The sequence below is a fragment of the Novosphingobium sp. NFX11 genome (assembly GCF_057376415.1).
This window is the reverse complement of record NZ_CP080385.1, coordinates 168,691-186,627: the sequence shown is the minus strand read 5'-3', so window position 1 is coordinate 186,627 and position 17,937 is coordinate 168,691. Positions and strand designations below refer to the sequence as shown.

The window sequence follows — 17,937 nt, the reverse complement described above, 5'->3', positions numbered from 1 at the left end:
GCATAAGCGCGCTGCGCGCCATTGCAGGGGTGATTATGCCAGTTGAATTCGTCGGAGCACTTGCCGCCCAGAACCAGTTCCTTGGCCCGCCGAGCGGCGGCCAGCATATCGACCTTGAATACTTGCGCGACCTTGCCCGCGTGCATGAAAACGCCGGCTTCGACCGGGTGCTGATGCTGGCGGGCGGGGAGTCCATCGTCGCCACCGGGTTCGCCGCCTCGGTCACCGAGCGGCTCGGCTTCATGATCCCGTTCCGGCCCGGCCCGCTCTCGCCGCTGCACGGTGCCAAGGCGCTCGCCGCGCTGGATCACGTAACCAAGGGCCGCATCCGGGTCCATGCCATCACCGGCATCACCGCCGAACCGGGCCTCGGCGATTTCCTCACCGACAAGGACGAACGCTACGCGCGCACCAGCGAATACCTCGACGTGCTGCGCCAGGCCTGGACCTCGGACGCGCCGTTCGACCATGACGGCAAGTACTACCAGCTCAGGAACGTCTACTCGCCGATCAAGCCGTATCAGCAGCCGCATCCGCCGGTGTCCTTCGGTGGATCGTCGGACGCGGCCTATCACGTCGCCGCGCGGCACTGCGATCTCTACGCGCTCTGGGCCGAGCCTCTGTCCGACGTCAAGGAACAGATCGGCAAGCTGAAGGCCGCCGCCGCCGCGATCGGCAAGCCCACCCCGCGCGTCAGCCTCTCGGCTCGCCTCATCATCGGCAAGACCGAGGCGCAGGCGTGGGAGAAGGCGCATGAAACCGCCGAGAAGCTCGCCAGCAACCGCCGCAACGCCGCCCCCAACCCGCTGTTCCACGGCGTCCAGGGCACCGGCACCAAGCGCCTCCTCGCTGCTGCCGAACGCGGCGATCGCCATGACAAGTACCTCTGGTTCGGCACCGCCACCGCCGTTGGCGCGACGCACGATTCCACCTCGCTCGTCGGCACCCCCGACCAGATCGTGGAGGCGCTGCTCGACTACTACGACATCGGCGTCACCACTTTCCTCAATCGCGGCTACGAGCCGATCTACGACGCCGTGGACTACGGCCGCTACATCATCCCCGCCGTGCGCGAGGAAGTGCGCCGCCGCGAGGAAACGGCTGCGAAGACCGGCGCTCCCGCCCTCCAGACCGCCTGACCGGAGCCTCAAGGGATGACCACGAAGCCCCCCGGCTCGCCTCCGAGGCCGAAGCCATCGCCGCCGCGCACGCCGCCGCAGCGAAGATCGCCCTGCTCGCCCGCGATGCCTCGCTGAACGACAAGGTGCCGCATGAGGCCGCAGAGATCCTCTCCGCCTCGGGCGTAACCAGCATCTACGTACCCCGCGAGTTCGGCGGCCTCGGCGCCTCGATCGAGACGGTGGTGGAGACGGTGCGGATCATCTCGGCGGCGGACGGCGGGGTCGGGCAGATCCTGCAGATCCACAACGTGATGATCCGCGGCGTTTTCTCGCGCCCCGACGATGCGTTCCGCGCCCGGCTGGTGGCGGACATCTTCGCCGGCAAGCGCTTCGGCAACGCGCTGGCCGAAGGGAAAGGCAAGGGCAAGGGCGGTGGCACCCGGCTGACGCTGGACGAACAGGGCATCTGGCGTCTCAACGGCCGCAAGACCTTCGCCACCGGGTGTTACCTCGCCGAGTGGATCTCGATCTCCGCCACCAGCGACCAAGGCCCGGTCGGCGTGCTGCTTCACCGCGATGCGCCGGGGCTGACGCTGGAGGACGACTGGCATGCCTTTGGCCAGCAGCATTCGGTCAGCGGCAGCGTCCGCTTCGACAACATCGAGGTCGATCCCCGCTTCGCCCCCAAGGCTCAGGTGGGCGGCGGCGCGCCGGACTTCATGCCGCGCACCGGCCTGACCTGGCCGCAGATCCTCCACGCCGCGATCGACACCGGCATCGCGCGCGGCGCGCTCGAAGCGGCGACCGCCTACATCCGCGACAATATGCGGGCCTGGCCCGAATCCGGTCTGGCCCGCGCCGCCGACGAGCAGCACACGATCAAGCGGATCGGCGAATATGCCGTCGCCGTGCGCGCGGCGGAATCGGCGCTGCGGTATGCGGCTCGCACCTTCGACCGGTTCAAGGCCGATCCCGGCAATCGCGCGCTGGAGGACGAACTGATCCTCGCCACCGCCACCGCGCGCGCGCAGTCGGACGAAGCCTCGATCTTCATCGGCAGTGACCTGTTCGCGCTGACGGGGGCCAACTCCACGCTCGATCGCTGGAACCTGCAGCGGTACTGGGCCGATGCCCGCGTCCACACCACGCACGATCCGATCCGCTGGCGGATCTATCACATCGGCAACTACTACCTGAACGGCGTCCCGCCCGACGAATACGGCCGCGCGGCAAGGCTGCGCCAGCAAGAGATCGCCATCGCGACGAACGCCGCAACCAAGGAGAACGCGCTGTGAGCATAGAGCCCGCCACCGAACTGCTCGACCGCGAGCCGCTTCCCGCCCCGCGCTTCGCCGACGAAGCCGACGCCATCGCCGCCGCGCACGAAGCCGCCGCCATCGGCGACTATGCGGTGGCGCTGCGCGTGGCGGAATCGCTGCTGCGCGATGCGGCCGAACTCTACGATGCATACAACGCGAAAGGGCGCCCGAGCGACCTCGACGACGAACTCATCCTCGCCGTCGCCGCCGCGCGCGTGAAGACCGACGAGGCGGCGCTGCTGATCTCCAGCGACATGTTCTCGCTGCTGGGGGCCAGTTCCTCGTACCGCAAGTTCAACCTCGACCGCTTCTGGGCCGACGTTCGCGTCCACACCACGCATGATCCGATCCGCTGGCGCCTGCATCACGTAGGCGACTACTACCTCAACGGCACGCCGCCGCACGAATACTCGGCAGCCGCGATCCGCCGCCCCGCCGAGGCCTGACCGCGCGCTTATGACCGACGCTTCCCTCGCTGCGAGCGCACAGCGCCCTTCGCCTCTCAAGGCCTATCCCCTGCTGCGCAGCCTTGCGCTCTACCGCACGATCCCGGTGCTGTTCAGCGTGACCTTCGCGCTGTTCACAGTGGTGCACCTCAGCCTTGCCCTGCAACAATGGCTGGTCGGGCGTGCGCTCGATGCGGTGAACTCGGGCAAGGCGGCTACTCGCCTCGCCGACGGCACGATCGACCTCACCGTCGCCGGGCACTGGGCGATCCTGCTCGTCAGCCTCGCCGCGACGCGGGGCGTGCTGCAGTACTTCTCGGGCCTGTGCAGCATTCGGGCCAGCCAGTCGCTGCTCTCGACCCTGCGCGAGAAGATCCTCGTCAAGGTGCAGGCGCTGCATCTGGGCTACCACTGGCAGCACGGCATGGGCGAGATGATAACCCGCACCACCCGCGATGCCGACAAGCTGCGCGATGCCCTCGTCGCGTTCTGGCGCCAGACGGTGGAGACGGCGCTGGTCGTCACCGCCGCGATGGGGCTGCTGTTCTGGTACGACCGGGCGCTGGGCGCGGTGCCGTTCGCGCTGACGCTGCTGGGCTTCTGGATCTTCGTACGCCAGACCAACACGCTGGTGGTGCTCGACCGCAACGTCAGCGACGCCTACGATCAGGTCAATCAGGATCTGGCCGAGGGCATCGGCGGCGTGCGCGTCATCAAGTCGTTCCGGCTGGAACAGGGCCGCATCCGCAAGTTCCGGGGCCACGTCGGCTTCTTCCTCGACCAGTCGCGCCATGCGCTGGCCTGGTGCAGTTCGCGCATTCCCATACCGCAGGCGGTGGTGGCGCTCGGCCATGTGTGGATCATGGTCTACGGCGCGCACCTCGTCGTCGCCGGAAAGCTGGGCGTGGGCGAACTGGTCTCCGCCCTGCTGATCGCGACGACGCTGGTGTTCCGTGTCGAGACGGTGGGCCGCGTGATGCGCATCTTCGCCGATGCCCGCGCCTCGGCCGCGCGCATCTGGGACTTGCTGGACGAACAGCCCGAGATTCATTCGGGCACCGGCGCCCTCCCCACAGGCGCGCTCGGCCTGCGGCTCGATGCCGTGCGCCTGCTCGCGCCGGGCGGGCAGACGCTGGTGCTGGACGCCTGCAACCTGACCGTCGAGCCCGGCGGCATCGTCGCGCTGGTGGGTGCGACAGGGTCGGGCAAAAGCTCGCTCGCCTCGCTCCTGCCGCGCCTTGCCGACGTCGATGGCGGGTCGGTGGCGGTCGGCTCCGACGCGGCTGGCTGGCACGACGTACGCGGCCTGCGCCTCGGCGAACTGCGCCGCCGCGTCCATGTCGTGCCGCAGGACATCTTCCTGTTTTCCGACACGCTGGCCGCCAACTTGCGCGCCGCCGCGCCCGATGCGGACGAGGCCGCGCTGGTCGAGGCATTGCGCCTAGCCGGGGCGGAGGAAGTTCTGGCCCGCCTGCCCGACGGCCTCGAAACCCGTATCGGGGACCGGGGCGTCACTCTTTCCGGCGGCCAGCGCCAGCGCCTGTGCCTTGCCCGCGCGCTGCTGGCCGCGCCCGACATCCTCGTCCTCGACGATGCCACCAGCGCGCTCGACGCCGTTACCGAACGCACCGTGCTGCGCAACATCCGGGGCCTGCGCTCGCAGCACGGCGGGCGCATGACGGTACTGCTCATCACCAGCAAGCTCTCGTCCGTGCTGCTTGCCGACCGCACCCTCGTGCTCGGCGCGGGGCGCATCGTCGCCAGCGGCGCGCACGAGGACCTCCTGCTCGATCCGCTTTACCGCGACCTTCTGGGAATCGACCGTGCCGCAGCCTGACAACAAGCGCGTCCTCAGCGACATCGAGATCGAGGAAATGCTGGCGCGTCATGCGCTGGACCGCAGCATGTTCCGCCGCCTGCTGCCCCTGCTCGGCCCGGTGCGCGGGCAGGTGGCGGCGGTCATCGCGCTGGAGACGCTGCTGGTCGGCATCGTCTTCGTCCGGCCATGGTTCATCGGCCAGTTGCTCGATCACGGACTGGTCAAGGGCGCGGCCGGGTGGACGCTGGACGAGCGGCTGCTGGCCTGGCTGGGCCTCGGCCTTGCCGTGACCTGGCTGGCGCGGTTCCTGTTCGCAGGCGTCTCCAGCTATCTGGCGGGCGCCGCCGCACTGCGCGTGCTGAACGACCTGCGCATCCGCATCTTCGAACACATCCAGGCGCTCAGCGTCGGCTACTTCGATCGCACCAAAGCGGGCCGCATCCTTTCCCGCGCCGACCGTGACGTCGATGCGCTGGAGGCGCTGTTGGTGCAAGGCCCGCCGGACATCCTCTCGGCCGTGCTGCGCTTCGCCGGGGCGGCGGTGATGCTGTGGCTGCTCTCGCCGCTGCTGCTCGGCGCGCTCGCCACCGTGGTGCCGTTCCTGATCCTCGGAACCTGGCTGTTCAAGCGGGTGTCGCAGAAAAGCTGGGCCGTCGTCGCCGAGAACCGCAGCCGCTTCACTTCGCACCTCGTCGAGACGGTGTCGGGCGTGCGGATGATCCAGCAACTGGTGCGCGAGGAGCCCAACCGGGCGCGCTACCGTGTACTCCTCAAGGACTTCGACGGGGCGCTGGTGCGCGGCAACATGCGCTCGGGCTGGTTCGCGCCGCTCAGCGGCCTGCTCAACGCGGCGGGCATGGCGATGATCCTGCTGGTCGGCAGCTATGGCCTTGCGCAAGGCCAGCTGACCTTGGGCGAACTAGCGCAGAGCCTGTTCTACGTCATGCTCTTCCTCGGCCCGCTGCAGGATTTCAACGACCTGTTCGAACGCTACGCCTCCGGCTCCGCCTCGGCCCAGCGGGTGTTCCTGCTGCTGGATACCAGACCGGAGATCCTCGACGCCGAGGAGCCGGTGCCCGTCTTCGCGCTGCGCGGCGAGGTGGAGTTCCGGTCGGTCGGCTTCTCCTATGCGCCCGGCGTGCTGCCGCAAGTGCTGCACGACCTTTCGCTGCACATCCATGCGGGCGAAGTCGTCGCGGTGGTGGGCGCCACCGGGCACGGCAAGTCCACGCTGGTCCAGCTGCTCACCCGCTTCTATGAGGCACAGAGCGGTGCCGTGCTGATCGACGGGATCGACGTCAAGCATATGCGCCAGTCGGACCTGCGGCGGCAGGTTGGCGTGGTGCTGCAGGACAACGTGCTGTTCAGCGGCTCGGTGCTCGACAACTTGCGGCAGGCCCGCCCCGAAGCCGGCGACGAGGAACTGATCGAGGCCGCCCGCGCGCTCGATGCCGACGAAGTGCTGGGGCGCCTCTCGCAAGGCTATCACACACAGGTCGGGCCGCTGGGCGCGAACCTCAGCCACGGGCAGCGCCAGCTCGTGTGCCTCGTGCGCGCCTACCTCACCGACCCGGCGGTGCTGGTGCTGGACGAAGCCACGTCAGCAGTCGACGTCCATACCGAGCGGATGATCCAGCGCGCGCTGCGGCGACTGTGTGAAGGGCGCACCGCGATCATCATCGCCCACCGCCTCGCCACCATCCGCGACGCCGACCGGATCGCGGTTATCCGCGAGGGGCAGGTGATCGAACTCGGCAGCCACGGCGAACTGACCGCACTCGGCGGCGCTTATGCTGCGCTTTACGAAGCCTACGAACGCCAGAGCGGTGCCCTGCCCGAAGTCACGGTAGAGCGTCTGGTCGAGATCGGCGGGGCCGCCTGATACTTCCCACCACATCGTCATTGCGAGCGTAGCGAAGCAATCCAGGGCAGTTCAGCGGCGCCCTGGATTGCTTCGCTACGCTCGCAATGACGTCAGTAAATAAGCCGACTGCACTCTGAATACTCTGCTGACAAACCAGCATCACCTGCTGATCGCAGCGCAGTTATATTTCCAGAGTGCAACAAAGGCCCCGAAATCTCATCGAAACGTCATTTGGCCCGGTCTTTGCAAACCATGCTCCTGCGGGGGCAAACCGCGCACGGCAATGCCGGGGCGGACCGCCGAAACGAATAGCGACAAACGGTTTCGGAGCGACGACACATGACATTCAGGACTTATCTCGCACAGGGGGCCGCCGCCGTCGCCCTGCTTTCCCCCGGCATCGCCCGGGCCGAAGCGGCAGCGCTGGCGGACGCGGCCACGGAAGCGGAGGCAGCGGACAACATCGTCGTCACCGGCGCGCGCAGCGCCGGGCGCACGGTCGAGAACAGCCCGACACCGATCGACGTCCTTCCCGCCAGGACGCTACAGCAAGCCAACCAGGCCAGCCTGCTGCAGACGCTGAACGACACCCTCCCCTCGTTCAACGTGCCCAACATGCCCAGCTACGGCATCAACACCTTCATCCGCGCCGGACAGCTGCGCGGGCTGAGCAGCGGGCACACGCTGGTCCTCGTCAACGGCAAGCGCCGCCACGTCACCGCGCGCCTCGGCGTCAATGACGTGGGCGTGGCGGCGGTGGACCTCGGCCTGATCCCGCTGGGCACCATCGAGCGGGTCGAAGTCCTGCGCGATGGTGCCTCGGCGATCTACGGCTCGGATGCGATCGCGGGGGTCATCAACGTCATCACCCGCAAGTCCTCCGAAGGCGGCGAAGTCAGCGCGCGGGCCGGGCAGTATTATCAGGGCGGCGGCTGGCTGCAGCAGTACAACGCGGGCGCGGGCCTCGGGATCGGCGACGGCGGGCATCTCTACGTCTCGGGCCAGTACGTCGACCAGAAGGCGCTGTTCGGCGACGGCGACGTCCCCGACAATATCCTCTTCTACTTCCCGCGCGACGCGAGCGGCAACCCGGTGCTGCCTGCGGGCAACGCCTCCACCGCCCCCACGCTCCCCGCCGGAGCGACGCCCGACCCGCGCGAGGCGACGGTGGATCGCCACAAGATCTTCGGCGCGGCAGGCGGCGTGCCGCGCGCGCAGGTCGCCTCGTTCACGGCCGACCTCGGCGTGCCGCTGGGCGACGGTCTGGAGCTTTACGGCTTCGGCGACTATTCGTGGCGCAAGGGCCGCTCGCCGCAGCATTTCCGCTTCCCCTCGCGCGACCAGAACGTGCGCGCGATCTGGCCCGACGGGTTCACCCCCTACAGCGGCATCGTCGAGAACAACTTCTCCGCCCTGCTCGGCCTGCGCGGCGAGATCGGCGAGGGCTGGAACTGGGACTTGTCCAGCGGCTACGGACAGGACGACATCGACACCTACGTCTATGATTCCATCAGCCCCAGCTACGGGCTCCAGAGCCAGACCGACTTCTTCCTGGGCAATTACCGCTACACCGCCTGGACCTCCAACCTCGACATCCGCAGGAGCACCGAGGACGGACTGCTGGGCTTCGGGACCGACTGGTCTTTCGGCGCGGAGTTCCGCCGCGAAACCTACCGCCGCACCGAGGGTGACGAACAGTCGTGGGGCTACGGCGGCCAGCCCATCCTCGACGGGCCGAACGCGGGTAAGCCGATCTCGCTCTCCGACGCCGGATCGCAGGCCGACACCGGCGTCCGCCCGGAAGACGCGGCGAGCGACGACCGCAATTCCTACGCGCTCTACGCCGGGCTTTCGCTGCGGCCCGGCACGGCGGTGACGCTCGACCTCGCCGCCCGCTACGAGCGGTATCAGGGCGCGGGCGACGTCGTCACCGGGCGCATCTCCGGCCGTTACGAGATCGCCCCCGGATTCGCGCTGCGCGGCACTGCCAGCACCGGCTTCCAGGCCCCGGCGCTGGCCGCGCTGACCTTCCGCCAGACCGGGGTGACGGTGAACCAGACCAACCACATCCTCGCGGTCAACTCGCCCGAGGCGCAGGCGCTGGGCGCGAAACCGCTCAAGCCCGAACGTTCGACCAACTTCAGCGCGGGCTTCGTGGTGCAGCCGGTGAGCGGCGTGAACCTCTCGGTCGATGCCTATCAGGTGCGCGTGCGCGACCGTATCTCTCAGATCGGCGCGTTTCGCGAATCCACCCATCCCGGCTCGGGCGTGCTGGTACAGGCCGCCTCACCCACCTTCGGCCCGGACGACAGCATCTCGTACCTCGTCAACGCCGGCACTACGCGCACGCGCGGCGTCGACGTGGTGCTCGACGGAAAGTTCGACGTCGGCCCCGGCGCGCTGCGCTGGAGCCTTGCGGGCAACTACAACAAGACGAAGTTCCTGAACGTGGCCGAGAGCCCGGCGGTGCTGCAGCAGTTCAACATCGTGATGATCTCCACCAGCACGCAGGCGCAAGTGCTCTACCGCGCCCCGCGCCTCAAGGGCATCGCTTCGGTGAACTGGGAATCCGGCCCGTTCTCGCTGGGCCTGCGCGGGACGTACTACGGCAAGATCAACCGATCCTACACGCTCACGCATGCGAGCGGACCGAACACCATCGAACTGGTCGATGTCGGCAGGATCTTCATCGCCGACCTCGAAGCGGGCTACGAATTCACCGAACGGCTCGGCCTGCGCTTCAACGTCAACAACCTGTTCGACACCAGGCCCGCGCAAGTGCCGAAGAACGCCACCTCGCGCTGGCCGTTCTCCTCGGTCGCCTACGTGCAGGACAGCCCCGTCAATCCGCTCGGCGGCTTCTACTCCGCCACCCTTTCCTACCGCTGGTAAACGCAGGAGACTTTCCAATGACCGATACCATAGACACGATCTGGTTCACCCGCTGCCCTGTGCCCACCGCGACCGGCCTTGCCTACAAGCTGGGCTGGCTGGACGAGGAATTCGCGCCCGACGGCATCAAGGTCGCCACCCTGCAGGACAACCGGGATCTAGGCCGCCACCACTACGACCACCAGCTGCCCTCGCTGATCCGCGAGGGCGGCAACCTGCTCGCCATCGCCGCACGGGCGCAGGGCGCGCCGAGCCGGTTGATCGGCCTGACCTGGATCGACGAGGCGCAGGCGATCCTCGTGCGCCCCGGTTCGGGCATCACCCGGCCGGAGCACCTCAAGGGCAAGCGCATCGCCTTGCCGGGCTGGTCCGAAAAGCCCGACGCCGCGCATGTGCGCGGCTCCAGCATCGCGCGCGGGATGAGCCAGCACGGCATCAAGGGCGCGCTCGCCTATGCCGGGCTGACCTTCGACGACGTGACGTTCGTGGAAGTCGGCCAGCGCCCGCGCGAAGAGGGCGATCCGCGCGCGCAGCTCCAGTCGCTGTGGACCGGGCTGCCCGACCTCGTCGACGGCCGGGTCGATGCCGCCTACGTCAAGGGGGCCTCGGCGATCGACGCCGCGCAGCGCCTCGGCGTCGAAGTCGGCATCGACCTCGACGCCCTGCCCGACCGGCGCTGGCGCGTGAACAACGGCACGCCGCGCCCGATCACGGTGCATCAGGATCTGATCGACAATCACTTCGACCTCGTCGTCCGCTTCCTGGAGCGCACGCTGGCGGCGGCCGAATGGGCGAAGACGAACCAGTCGAAGGTGCGCGAGGTGCTGCAGGGCGAAACCCGCGCCGGGGCCGAGGGCGTGGCGCGCGCCTACAGCGACGAGACGCTGGCCGATCTCCACCCGGACCTCTCGGACGAACGGCTCGCGCTGTTCGAGCAGCAGAAGCGGTTCATGTTCGTGCACAACCTGCTCGACCGCGACTTCGATCTGGCCGACTGGGTGGACCGCCGCCCGCTGGAAGCCGCCTATGCCCGCCTGGGTGAGCGGGCTGCCGTGACGGCGTGAAAGGGCGGGCGGTGTGTAAAAGCGATCCCGCAGCTTGCGCGCCGCCCGCTGACACACCCCCGACGGTAACCCCACCATCCTCGTCATTGCGAGCGTAGCGAAGCAATCCAGGGCGGTTTACGTGGCCCTGGATTGCTTCGCTACGCTCGCAATGACGAGACGGTGGGCGGCATCAGTCCCCGATCAGTCCCGCGTTCTTGAGATAAGTCCGGATCACGTTGCGGGTCACGCCCAGCGCCTGCGCGGTGCGGACCTGGTTCTCGTTGGAGAGCGCATAAGCCTCGCGCACCGCCAGATCGATCAGGCGATCCAGCAACTGCGGCTCTCCGAACGAGATCAGCCTGGACAGCGCCGAGCGAATATCATCGAGACCTTGCGCATCCGCGACGGGCGCCGGACCCGCCGTCCGCGCGCCCGGAACAGCCGCTGCGAGACCGAGATGCTCGGGCTCGATGAACTTGCCCGGCGCCACCAGCGTGGCGCGCTGGATCACGTTCTCAAGCTCGCGGATATTGCCCGGCCAGGCATGGTGGAACACCGCGTCCTCGGCATCCGGGCTGAGCGAGATCGCCGACGCGCCCGATTTCTCGCCGTAGACGCCAAGGAAATGCCGCGCGAGCGGGAGGATGTCCGCCGGTCGCTCGCGCAATGGCAGCAGCGGCAGGGTGACCACGCCGAGGCGGTAGAACAGGTCCTCGCGGAACTTCCCCGCCTCGACCGCCGCGCGCAAGTCCACGTTGGTCGCCGCGATCAGGCGGAAGTCGAGGCTGACCGGCCGCCGCGCGCCGATGCGCACCACCTCGCGTTCCTGCAGCACGCGCAGCAGCTTCACCTGCAGCGAATGCGGCAGGTCCCCCACTTCGTCGAGGAACAGGGTGCCGCCGTTGGCCGCCTCGAACCAGCCTTCGCGGGCGTTGGTGGCGCCGGTGAAGGAGCCGCGCTCGTGGCCGAACAGTTCGCTCTCCGCCAGCGTCTCGGAAAAGGCGCCGCAGTTGACCGCCACGAACGGACGGTCCGCCCGGCCGCTCTGCTGATGGACGTAGCGCGCCACCAGTTCCTTGCCGGTGCCGGTCTCGCCGGTAATCATCACCGTCGCGTCGCTGGGCGCGGTGCGCGCGATCAGCGGCAGCAGCGCCTTCGATCGCGGGTCGGAGAAGATGAAAGTCCGAGCCCGGATCGCCAGGGCCGAAACCTCGAATTTCAGGATGGTGTCGCGCATGTGAAGCCCCCGTGCCTTATTCGCCCCGGATGATTCCGGTGCGCCCTGCAGCCGGTGCGGTGGTCCGCTTCCTCTTATCGAAAACGACTGTACCACCATTTGTCTACCAATGCAGTTGGGAATCCTTCGCGGCGGCGAAGCTGACCTTTAGCCGCGATGGTTTTCGTCATTGCGAGCGCAGCGAAGCAATCCAGGGCGGCGCAAAACTGCCCTGGATTGCTTCGCTGCGCTCGCAATGACGAACGGAGTAAAATCCCCGGCGCTTTGAAGCGCGCCGCAAACTCACCCGGCGGTAGCGCGCAGACGCGGCGAATCCGCTATCGGCGCCCGGGTGTAGGGATGTTCGGGACGGTCGAGCAGGCGATCGGCCGGGCCGTGCTCGACGATCCGTCCATGCTGCAGCACTGCCACGAAATCCGCCACCGCGCGCACGACGCCGAGGTCATGCGTGACGAACAGGATCGTCAGCCCGGATCTCGCGCTGGAGCTGCCTGAGCAGGTCGATGATCGCCGCCTGCACCGACACGTCGAGCGCCGAGGTGATCTCGTCGCAGATCAGCAGTTCGGGCTTGCAGATGAGCGCGCGGGCGATGGCGACGCGCTGGCGTTCGCCGCCCGACAAGTCTCGCGGATAGCGCCGCGCCAGTTCGGGCGCGAGCGCGACCCGCTCCAGCACCTCGGCGACTTCCCTGTCGGCATCGGCGGAGCGGATCGGGAAGAAATGCAGCGCCGCCGTGCGCAGGATCTGCCCCACCGTCTGGCGGGGATTGAGCGCACGGAACGGGTTCTGGAAGATGTACTGGATGCGCCGCCGCAGATCGATGTCGCGCTCTCCCGACAGCCGGACGCGGCGGCCATCGTAGTCGAACGTGCCCTCCACGTCCTCCACCGCGCCCACCAGCGCGCGGCTGAAGGTGGTCTTGCCCGATCCGCTCTCGCCCACCAGCGCGGTGCAGTAGCCCTTGGGCAGTTCGAGCCCGACGTCGAACAGCACCTGACTGTCGCCGTAGCTGGCCGAGACCCCTCCAGCACGGCAAGCGGCTGCACGGCGGCGGCAGAGATGAGGCGCGAGGCGATCGGTGTGTCGTCGCGGCGGTCCCGGATCGGATGATGGCAGGCAACGAGGCGCCGGTCGCCGAAGTCGCGCCCCGTTTCCCGCAGGCCGGGCCGCTGCGCACAACTGGCGCTGGCGAGTGCGCAGCGCGGCGCGAAGCGGCAGCCGTCCGGACGGTCCTGCAAGGCGGGTGCATGGCCGCGGATGGGCCGAACCGCGTGGCGCCCGGCGATGTCAGGCACGGCATCGAGCAGGCCGCGCGTGTAGGGATGCGCGGGGCTTTCGAAGATCTGGTCGCGCCCGCCGCTTTCGACGATGTGCCCGGCATAGAGCACCACCACCCGGTCGACGAGTTCGCGCACCACCGCCAGATCGTGCGAGACATAGACCGCGCCGATGCCGCGTGTCCGGCACAAGTCGCGCAAGGTCGCCAGCACCCGCGCCTGCGTGGTCACGTCCAGCGCGGTGGTCGGCTCGTCGAGCACGATCAGGCGCGGACGCAGCAGCACCGCAAGGGCGAGGAGCACGCGCTGCTGCTGGCCGCCCGAGAGCTGGTGCGGAAAGCGGCGCAGGAATTCGCGCGTCGCAGGCAGGCCGACATCGGCGGCCGCCTCGGCGATGCGGGCTTCGCGGGCGGGCTTGCCCAGATCGGGCAGGTGGACGCGCAGCACTTCGGCCAGCAGCGAGCCGATCCGCCGCATCGGGTTGAGCGCAAGCGCCGGATCCTGCGCGACGTGGGAAATCACCGCGCCGCGCACTTTCTGCCGCTCTGCCTCGGTCAGCGCGAGGATGTCGCGCCCGTCGAGGAACACCGATCCGCCGGAGATCACCGCCCCGGCGCGGCTGTCGCCGAGCAGCGCGGTGGCGATGCTGGTCTTGCCGCAGCCGCTCTCGCCCACCACGCCGACGATCTCGCCGGGCAGCACCGAGAAACTGACTTCGCCGACGATCTCTGGCCCGTCCTCGATCGCGACGGAAAGGTCGCGCACCTGCAGCAGGGCGTTGACGAAGGGGACGACGCTCATGCCTGATTCTCCCGCTGGCGGCGCTTCTTGCCGCGCATCTGCGTGCGCGCCCGTGACTTGACGCCGCGCCGCACGCCGATGCGGGAACCCGCGCGCGAGATGCTCTCGGCCAGCAGGTTGGTGCCCAGAGCGAACAGGCCGATCATCGCCACCGGGGCGAGTACGGCCCAGGGCTGGATCATCAGGCCCGCGCGGTTCTCGTTTATCATCAGCCCCCAGTCGGCGGCGGGCGGCGCCACGCCGTAGCCGAGGAAACTGAGGCCCGAGAGCACGCCGACCGCCCAGGTCAGCATGATGCCCAGATGGACCAGCAGCGGCGTCGCGATGTTGGGCAGGATCTCCAGCAGCACCACGCGCCACCACGGATAGCCCATCAGCCGCGCCGCCTCGACGTATTCCTGCGAGACGACGCCCAGCGTCACGCCGCGCGCCAGCCGGATCACGCCGGGCACGAAGGATACCGCCACGGTCAGCACGATGAGCCAGGGCTCGCGCCCCAGCATCGAGACGACCAGCAGCACCAGGATCAGGTCCGGAAAGGCCAGCAGCACGTCGGTGCCCCAGACGACCGCGTGGTCGATCCAGCGCTTCGACAGTCCCGCCGCGATGCCGATCACCGCCCCCAGCGCCAGCGCGATGGCGCTGGCCGCGAAGCTCATCCACAGCACCGAGCGGCCGCCCGCCAGCAACCGCGAAAGCACGTCGCGGCCGAGGTAGTCGTAGCCCAGCAGGGCGCCCGGATCACCCGGCAGCCCATACGTCGGCCCGACCAGCGCCAGCGGCGATTGCGGCGCTATCGCGGGGCCGAGCAGAGCCATCGCCAGCACGCTCCCGGCGAAGACGAGGCCGAGGCGCGCCTGCGGATCGCGGCGCAATGCGGACAGTTTCGTGGTCATACTCCGCCTGCCTTCAGCTTGAGTTTGGCGCGCGTGCCGTTGCGCAGCCGGGGGCGCGAGGAGGTGCGCAGCTTCGGCGTCACCAGCACCGTCGCCACGTCGGCGAGCAGGTTGATGAGCACCACGCCCACCGCCATCGTCAGGGTGATCGCCTGGATCACCGGCACGTCGCGCACCTCGATCGCGGCGTTCAGCGCATTGCCGATGCCGGGGTAGCTGAACACCACCTCGACGATCAGCCCGCCGCCCAGCAGCAGGCGGCTGGTGAGCGCGATGCCCTGGATCACCGGCACCAGCGCATTGGGCACGGCATGCGCCCAGACGATCCGGCGCTCCGGGATGCCGCGAAGGCGCGCGGCGGCGACATAGTCCGCCTCCAGCGTCTCGATCATCGCCGAGCGCACCAGACGCAGCAGGAACGGCGCCACGGTAAGGATCAGGGTCAGCGCGGGCAGCACCAGATAGACCGGCTGGAGCAGCGGCGAGACTTCGGGATCGAGCAGCGAGACCGCCGGCAGAATCGGAAACACCGTGGTCGAAAGCAGCAGGATCAGCCCGATCGCGAGCACGAAGGCGGGGAGCGCCTTGAACAGGATGATGGCGTTCATCGCCCAGTTGTCGGCCCGGCTGTCACGACGGATCGCCAGCGCCACGCCGCCGAGGAAGGCCAGCGGCACCGCGATCGCGAGCACCACCGCCATCAGCGCCGCCGAGTTGCCGAAGCGATCCGCCACGATCTGCCCGGCCGGAACGCTGGAATCGAGCGAGACGCCGAACTCACCGGTCAGCGCGCGTCCGGCCCACTTCGCGTACTGGACCAGGATCGGCTGATCGAGCCCCAGTTGCGCCTGCAGCGTACGGATGCTCGCCTCGGTCGCGTCGGGGCCGAGGATCACCCGCGCCGGATCGGACGGCAGCGCCTGCGTCGCGGCGAAGACCAGGATCGAGATGACGAACGCCGTCGCCAGCCCCGACAGCACGCGCCCGCCGAGCCACGGCAGCCAAGCGGGCAGCCTCAGGCGCGTGCGTTCGGACCGTGCGCCCTCGTCTGCCGCGTTCTCGTCGGCCCACGGAGGGCTGGCCGCCGGGGGTTTCTGCTCGGAATAGATCGTCGCCATCTTGCATCCTTGCCGTTGCAGATTGGAGCTGTTTCGTCATCGCGAGGACCGCAGGTCCGCGGCGATCCAGAGCATAGTGGCCAGAGCGGCGCCGCACCGCGCTGGATTGCTTCGCTTCGCTCGCAATGACGAGGTGGGTCGTCAGGCCAGCGCGCGCTCCGGCTCTCGCACGGGCGCCTTGCGGGCCTCGCCCACCCGCAGCGAGGGCACGTCGAAACCGTGGTCGAGGTCGAGCAGCGGGAACAGCAGTTCGGCTACGCGGTGCGCTTCGGAGATCAGCGGGAAGCCCGACAGGATGAAGGCGCCCACACCCTGCTCCGCATATTCGCGGATGCGCGCGGCGACATTCTGCGCCGAACCGACCAGCGTGGTGCCTGCTGACGGCCCCATGATGTCGAAGCCGAACCACGCCGGGCCGACCCAGACGTTGGGATAGACCTCAAGGTCGCGCGCGCTGGGCAGGCGGCCGGACTTGACGGTGTCGATGTTGCGCTGGATCTGCGGGTCCGGGCTGCGATAGCTCTCGATCGTCTCGCCGGGCGGCAGGCGCATCCGGATCGAGCGCTCGGCGTGTTCCACCGAGGAACGTTCGAGCAGCCAGTCGGCATAGGCCCAGGCTTCCTCCTCGGTCTCGCGCACGATGACCTGCAGGCGGGTGCCGTATTCCAGCGTGCGGCCGATCTTCGCCGCCTCCGCGCCGACGCGGCGGAACTTGTCGCCCAGCAGCGGCGGAGTGTTGGCGAAGCTGAGATAGACGTCGAGCAGCTTCACCGAATGCGCCACGCCCGGCCCCGAAGTGCCCGCGCCCCACAAGGGAACGCCGCCCGGCTGATAAGGCCCGGACCATACGCTCATGGGGGCGCCGCCCTCGCCGCGCGGCGCCAGCTTCACGAAGTCGCCTTCGTAGCCGCTACGGTCGCCGCCGTAGACCTTGCGGAAGGCGTCCCAGTATTCGAAGCTGAAATCGTAGCGCTCGTCATGCGGGTAATGCACGCCCAGCGCCGCAAGGCCGGCATCGTTGCCGTTGACCACGTTGAACAGCAGCCGCCCGTTCGAGAAATGGTCGAACGTCTGCGCGTACTTCGCCAGCACCGCCGGCGAAAGCTCGCCGGGGTGCTGCGCGACGAGGAATTTCATCCGCTCGGTCGCCGGGATCATCGCGGCGGCGACGGCGAGGCTCTCGTATGCGCTCGACCCCAGCAGCGCCCCGTAGAAGCCCAGCTTGTCGATGGTGCGGGCAAGCTGTTCGAGGTGGTCGAAGCCGGTCTGCCAGCGCCCTTCCGGCGCCCAGGGATAAGGGCCGTCAGGCGCGGTCAGATACCACAGCAGCTTCACGGGACGGGTCATGGGTTCGTGCTCCCGCGTTAGTCGACGTCGGTGACGGGCAGCAGGCCGAGGCCGAGCGCTTCTTCGTAGCGCTTGCTCATCTTCCACTGCTGGCGAAGGACGCCGGGGCCATAGGTGCGCGAGCCGCCGAGCGCCTGCGCCTTGATCTGGATGTCGGCGCCTTCCTCCAGCAGCAGGATGAATTCGGCGAGGTCGCGCAGGCCCTTCCAGCCCCAGACGGTGGCGCCGCCGTTGGCCTCGATGATCGCCGGGGTGAAGGGATTCTCGGCCAGCTTCTCGTTGATGAACTCGGCCTCGTCCTGGCGGCGGTCGATGTAAACCGGCAGTTCGCGGGCGAGGTGGAAGCGCTGTACGGGGACGTAGCTGATCGGCAGCGTGCGGTGCGTCTGCGCCCAGGCGCCGAGGTTGGGCGAGTGGACGTGGCTGAGCGAGGTGACGGTGGGATTGGCGTTGAACACCTTGAGGTAGCGCCCGTTCGCCCGGCCCTTGAAGGCGGTGCCGTCCAGCCCGGTGACAGTGAAGTTCAGCGGCTCGTTGCTGTAGGTGCTGCGGTCGAAGGGGTGCGGCAGATTGACCGAGACGATCTTGTCCTCGCCGGGCACGCGCTCGATGAAGCCGACGGTGCCGTTGGCGGTGATGGTGCCGGTCTCGCGGTAGGCGCGGAAGATTTCGGCGGACTGGCGCACGACGTCGTTCGCGAAGTCGAGGACGGTGGAATTCAGCTCGGATGTCTGGACTGCGGTAGCCATGGTC

General features: G+C 68.6%; 14 protein-coding genes and 2 pseudogenes. 8 read left to right on the top strand and 8 right to left on the bottom strand.

Features of this window, described 5'->3' with window-relative positions:
• Positions 1-35 precede the first annotated feature (35 nt).
• From KZO24_RS18640 to KZO24_RS18610, 7 genes and pseudogenes are all read left to right on the top strand, one after another.
• Positions 36-1,139 (top strand): LLM class flavin-dependent oxidoreductase, encoded by a 1,104-nt coding sequence (locus tag KZO24_RS18640; RefSeq protein WP_271183067.1) that lies wholly within the window; start codon positions 36-38, stop codon positions 1,137-1,139.
• The gene (locus tag KZO24_RS18635; RefSeq protein ID WP_486487723.1) at positions 1,136-2,416 is read left to right on the top strand and encodes an acyl-CoA dehydrogenase family protein; all 1,281 of its coding nucleotides are present in this window, start codon (positions 1,136-1,138) and stop codon (positions 2,414-2,416) included. The genes KZO24_RS18640 and KZO24_RS18635 overlap by 4 nt, the downstream gene beginning before the upstream one ends.
• 86 nt (positions 2,417-2,502) lie before the next feature.
• Positions 2,503-2,886, top strand: a pseudogene (locus KZO24_RS18630) (acyl-CoA dehydrogenase family protein); the annotation flags it as partial.
• Between the two features lie 10 nt (positions 2,887-2,896).
• Positions 2,897-4,723 (top strand): ABC transporter ATP-binding protein, encoded by a 1,827-nt coding sequence (locus KZO24_RS18625; protein WP_271183070.1) that lies wholly within the window; start codon positions 2,897-2,899, stop codon positions 4,721-4,723.
• Positions 4,724-4,760: 37 nt separating this feature from the next.
• A complete protein-coding gene (locus KZO24_RS18620; RefSeq protein WP_486487722.1) occupies positions 4,761-6,587 on the top strand; it encodes an ABC transporter ATP-binding protein in 1,827 nt (608 codons plus the stop codon).
• A 321-nt stretch (positions 6,588-6,908) separates the two neighbouring features.
• Positions 6,909-9,461, top strand: coding sequence for a TonB-dependent receptor plug domain-containing protein (locus KZO24_RS18615; RefSeq protein ID WP_271183072.1), 2,553 nt, complete (start codon positions 6,909-6,911; stop codon positions 9,459-9,461).
• Between the two features lie 17 nt (positions 9,462-9,478).
• On the top strand, positions 9,479-10,525 hold the full coding sequence (locus tag KZO24_RS18610) for an ABC transporter substrate-binding protein (RefSeq protein WP_271183073.1): 1,047 nt from the start codon (positions 9,479-9,481) through the stop codon (positions 10,523-10,525).
• A gap of 172 nt (positions 10,526-10,697) precedes the next feature.
• On the opposite strand, the gene KZO24_RS18605 is transcribed toward KZO24_RS18610, so the two are convergent.
• Positions 10,698-11,744 carry a sigma-54 interaction domain-containing protein gene (locus tag KZO24_RS18605; RefSeq protein WP_271183074.1) on the bottom strand — a complete coding sequence of 349 codons (1,047 nt, stop codon included), beginning with the start codon at positions 11,742-11,744 and terminating at the stop codon, positions 10,698-10,700.
• Between the two features lie 11 nt (positions 11,745-11,755).
• Between KZO24_RS18605 and KZO24_RS18600 the strand changes: the two genes are divergently transcribed.
• Positions 11,756-11,983, top strand: a complete 228-nt coding sequence (locus tag KZO24_RS18600) for a hypothetical protein (RefSeq protein WP_486487529.1) — start codon at positions 11,756-11,758, stop codon at positions 11,981-11,983.
• Between the two features lie 43 nt (positions 11,984-12,026).
• Here KZO24_RS18600 and KZO24_RS18595 read toward each other — a convergent pair whose 3' ends face one another.
• The 7 genes and pseudogenes from KZO24_RS18595 to KZO24_RS18565 all read right to left on the bottom strand — a co-directional run bounded on the left by KZO24_RS18595 (position 12,027) and on the right by KZO24_RS18565 (position 17,933).
• Positions 12,027-12,155, bottom strand: a complete 129-nt coding sequence (locus KZO24_RS18595) for a hypothetical protein (protein WP_486487528.1) — start codon at positions 12,153-12,155, stop codon at positions 12,027-12,029.
• A 31-nt stretch (positions 12,156-12,186) separates the two neighbouring features.
• Positions 12,187-12,738 (bottom strand): ATP-binding cassette domain-containing protein, encoded by a 552-nt coding sequence (locus tag KZO24_RS18590; protein ID WP_486487527.1) that lies wholly within the window; start codon positions 12,736-12,738, stop codon positions 12,187-12,189.
• Between the two features lie 215 nt (positions 12,739-12,953).
• Positions 12,954-13,823: pseudogene (locus tag KZO24_RS18585) on the bottom strand (ABC transporter ATP-binding protein); the annotation flags it as partial.
• Entirely contained in the window at positions 13,820-14,719 is a 900-nt protein-coding gene (locus KZO24_RS18580) for an ABC transporter permease (protein ID WP_271183076.1), read from the bottom strand. The pseudogene KZO24_RS18585 and the gene KZO24_RS18580, both read right to left, overlap by 4 nt.
• A complete protein-coding gene (locus KZO24_RS18575; RefSeq protein WP_271183077.1) occupies positions 14,716-15,837 on the bottom strand; it encodes an ABC transporter permease in 1,122 nt (373 codons plus the stop codon). The genes KZO24_RS18580 and KZO24_RS18575 overlap by 4 nt, the downstream gene beginning before the upstream one ends.
• Positions 15,838-15,978: 141 nt before the next feature.
• Positions 15,979-17,184, bottom strand: coding sequence for an LLM class flavin-dependent oxidoreductase (locus KZO24_RS18570; protein ID WP_271183078.1), 1,206 nt, complete (start codon positions 17,182-17,184; stop codon positions 15,979-15,981).
• A 17-nt stretch (positions 17,185-17,201) separates the two neighbouring features.
• A complete protein-coding gene (locus KZO24_RS18565; RefSeq protein WP_271183079.1) occupies positions 17,202-17,933 on the bottom strand; it encodes a class II aldolase/adducin family protein in 732 nt (243 codons plus the stop codon).
• Between the last annotated feature and the right edge of the window lie 4 nt (positions 17,934-17,937).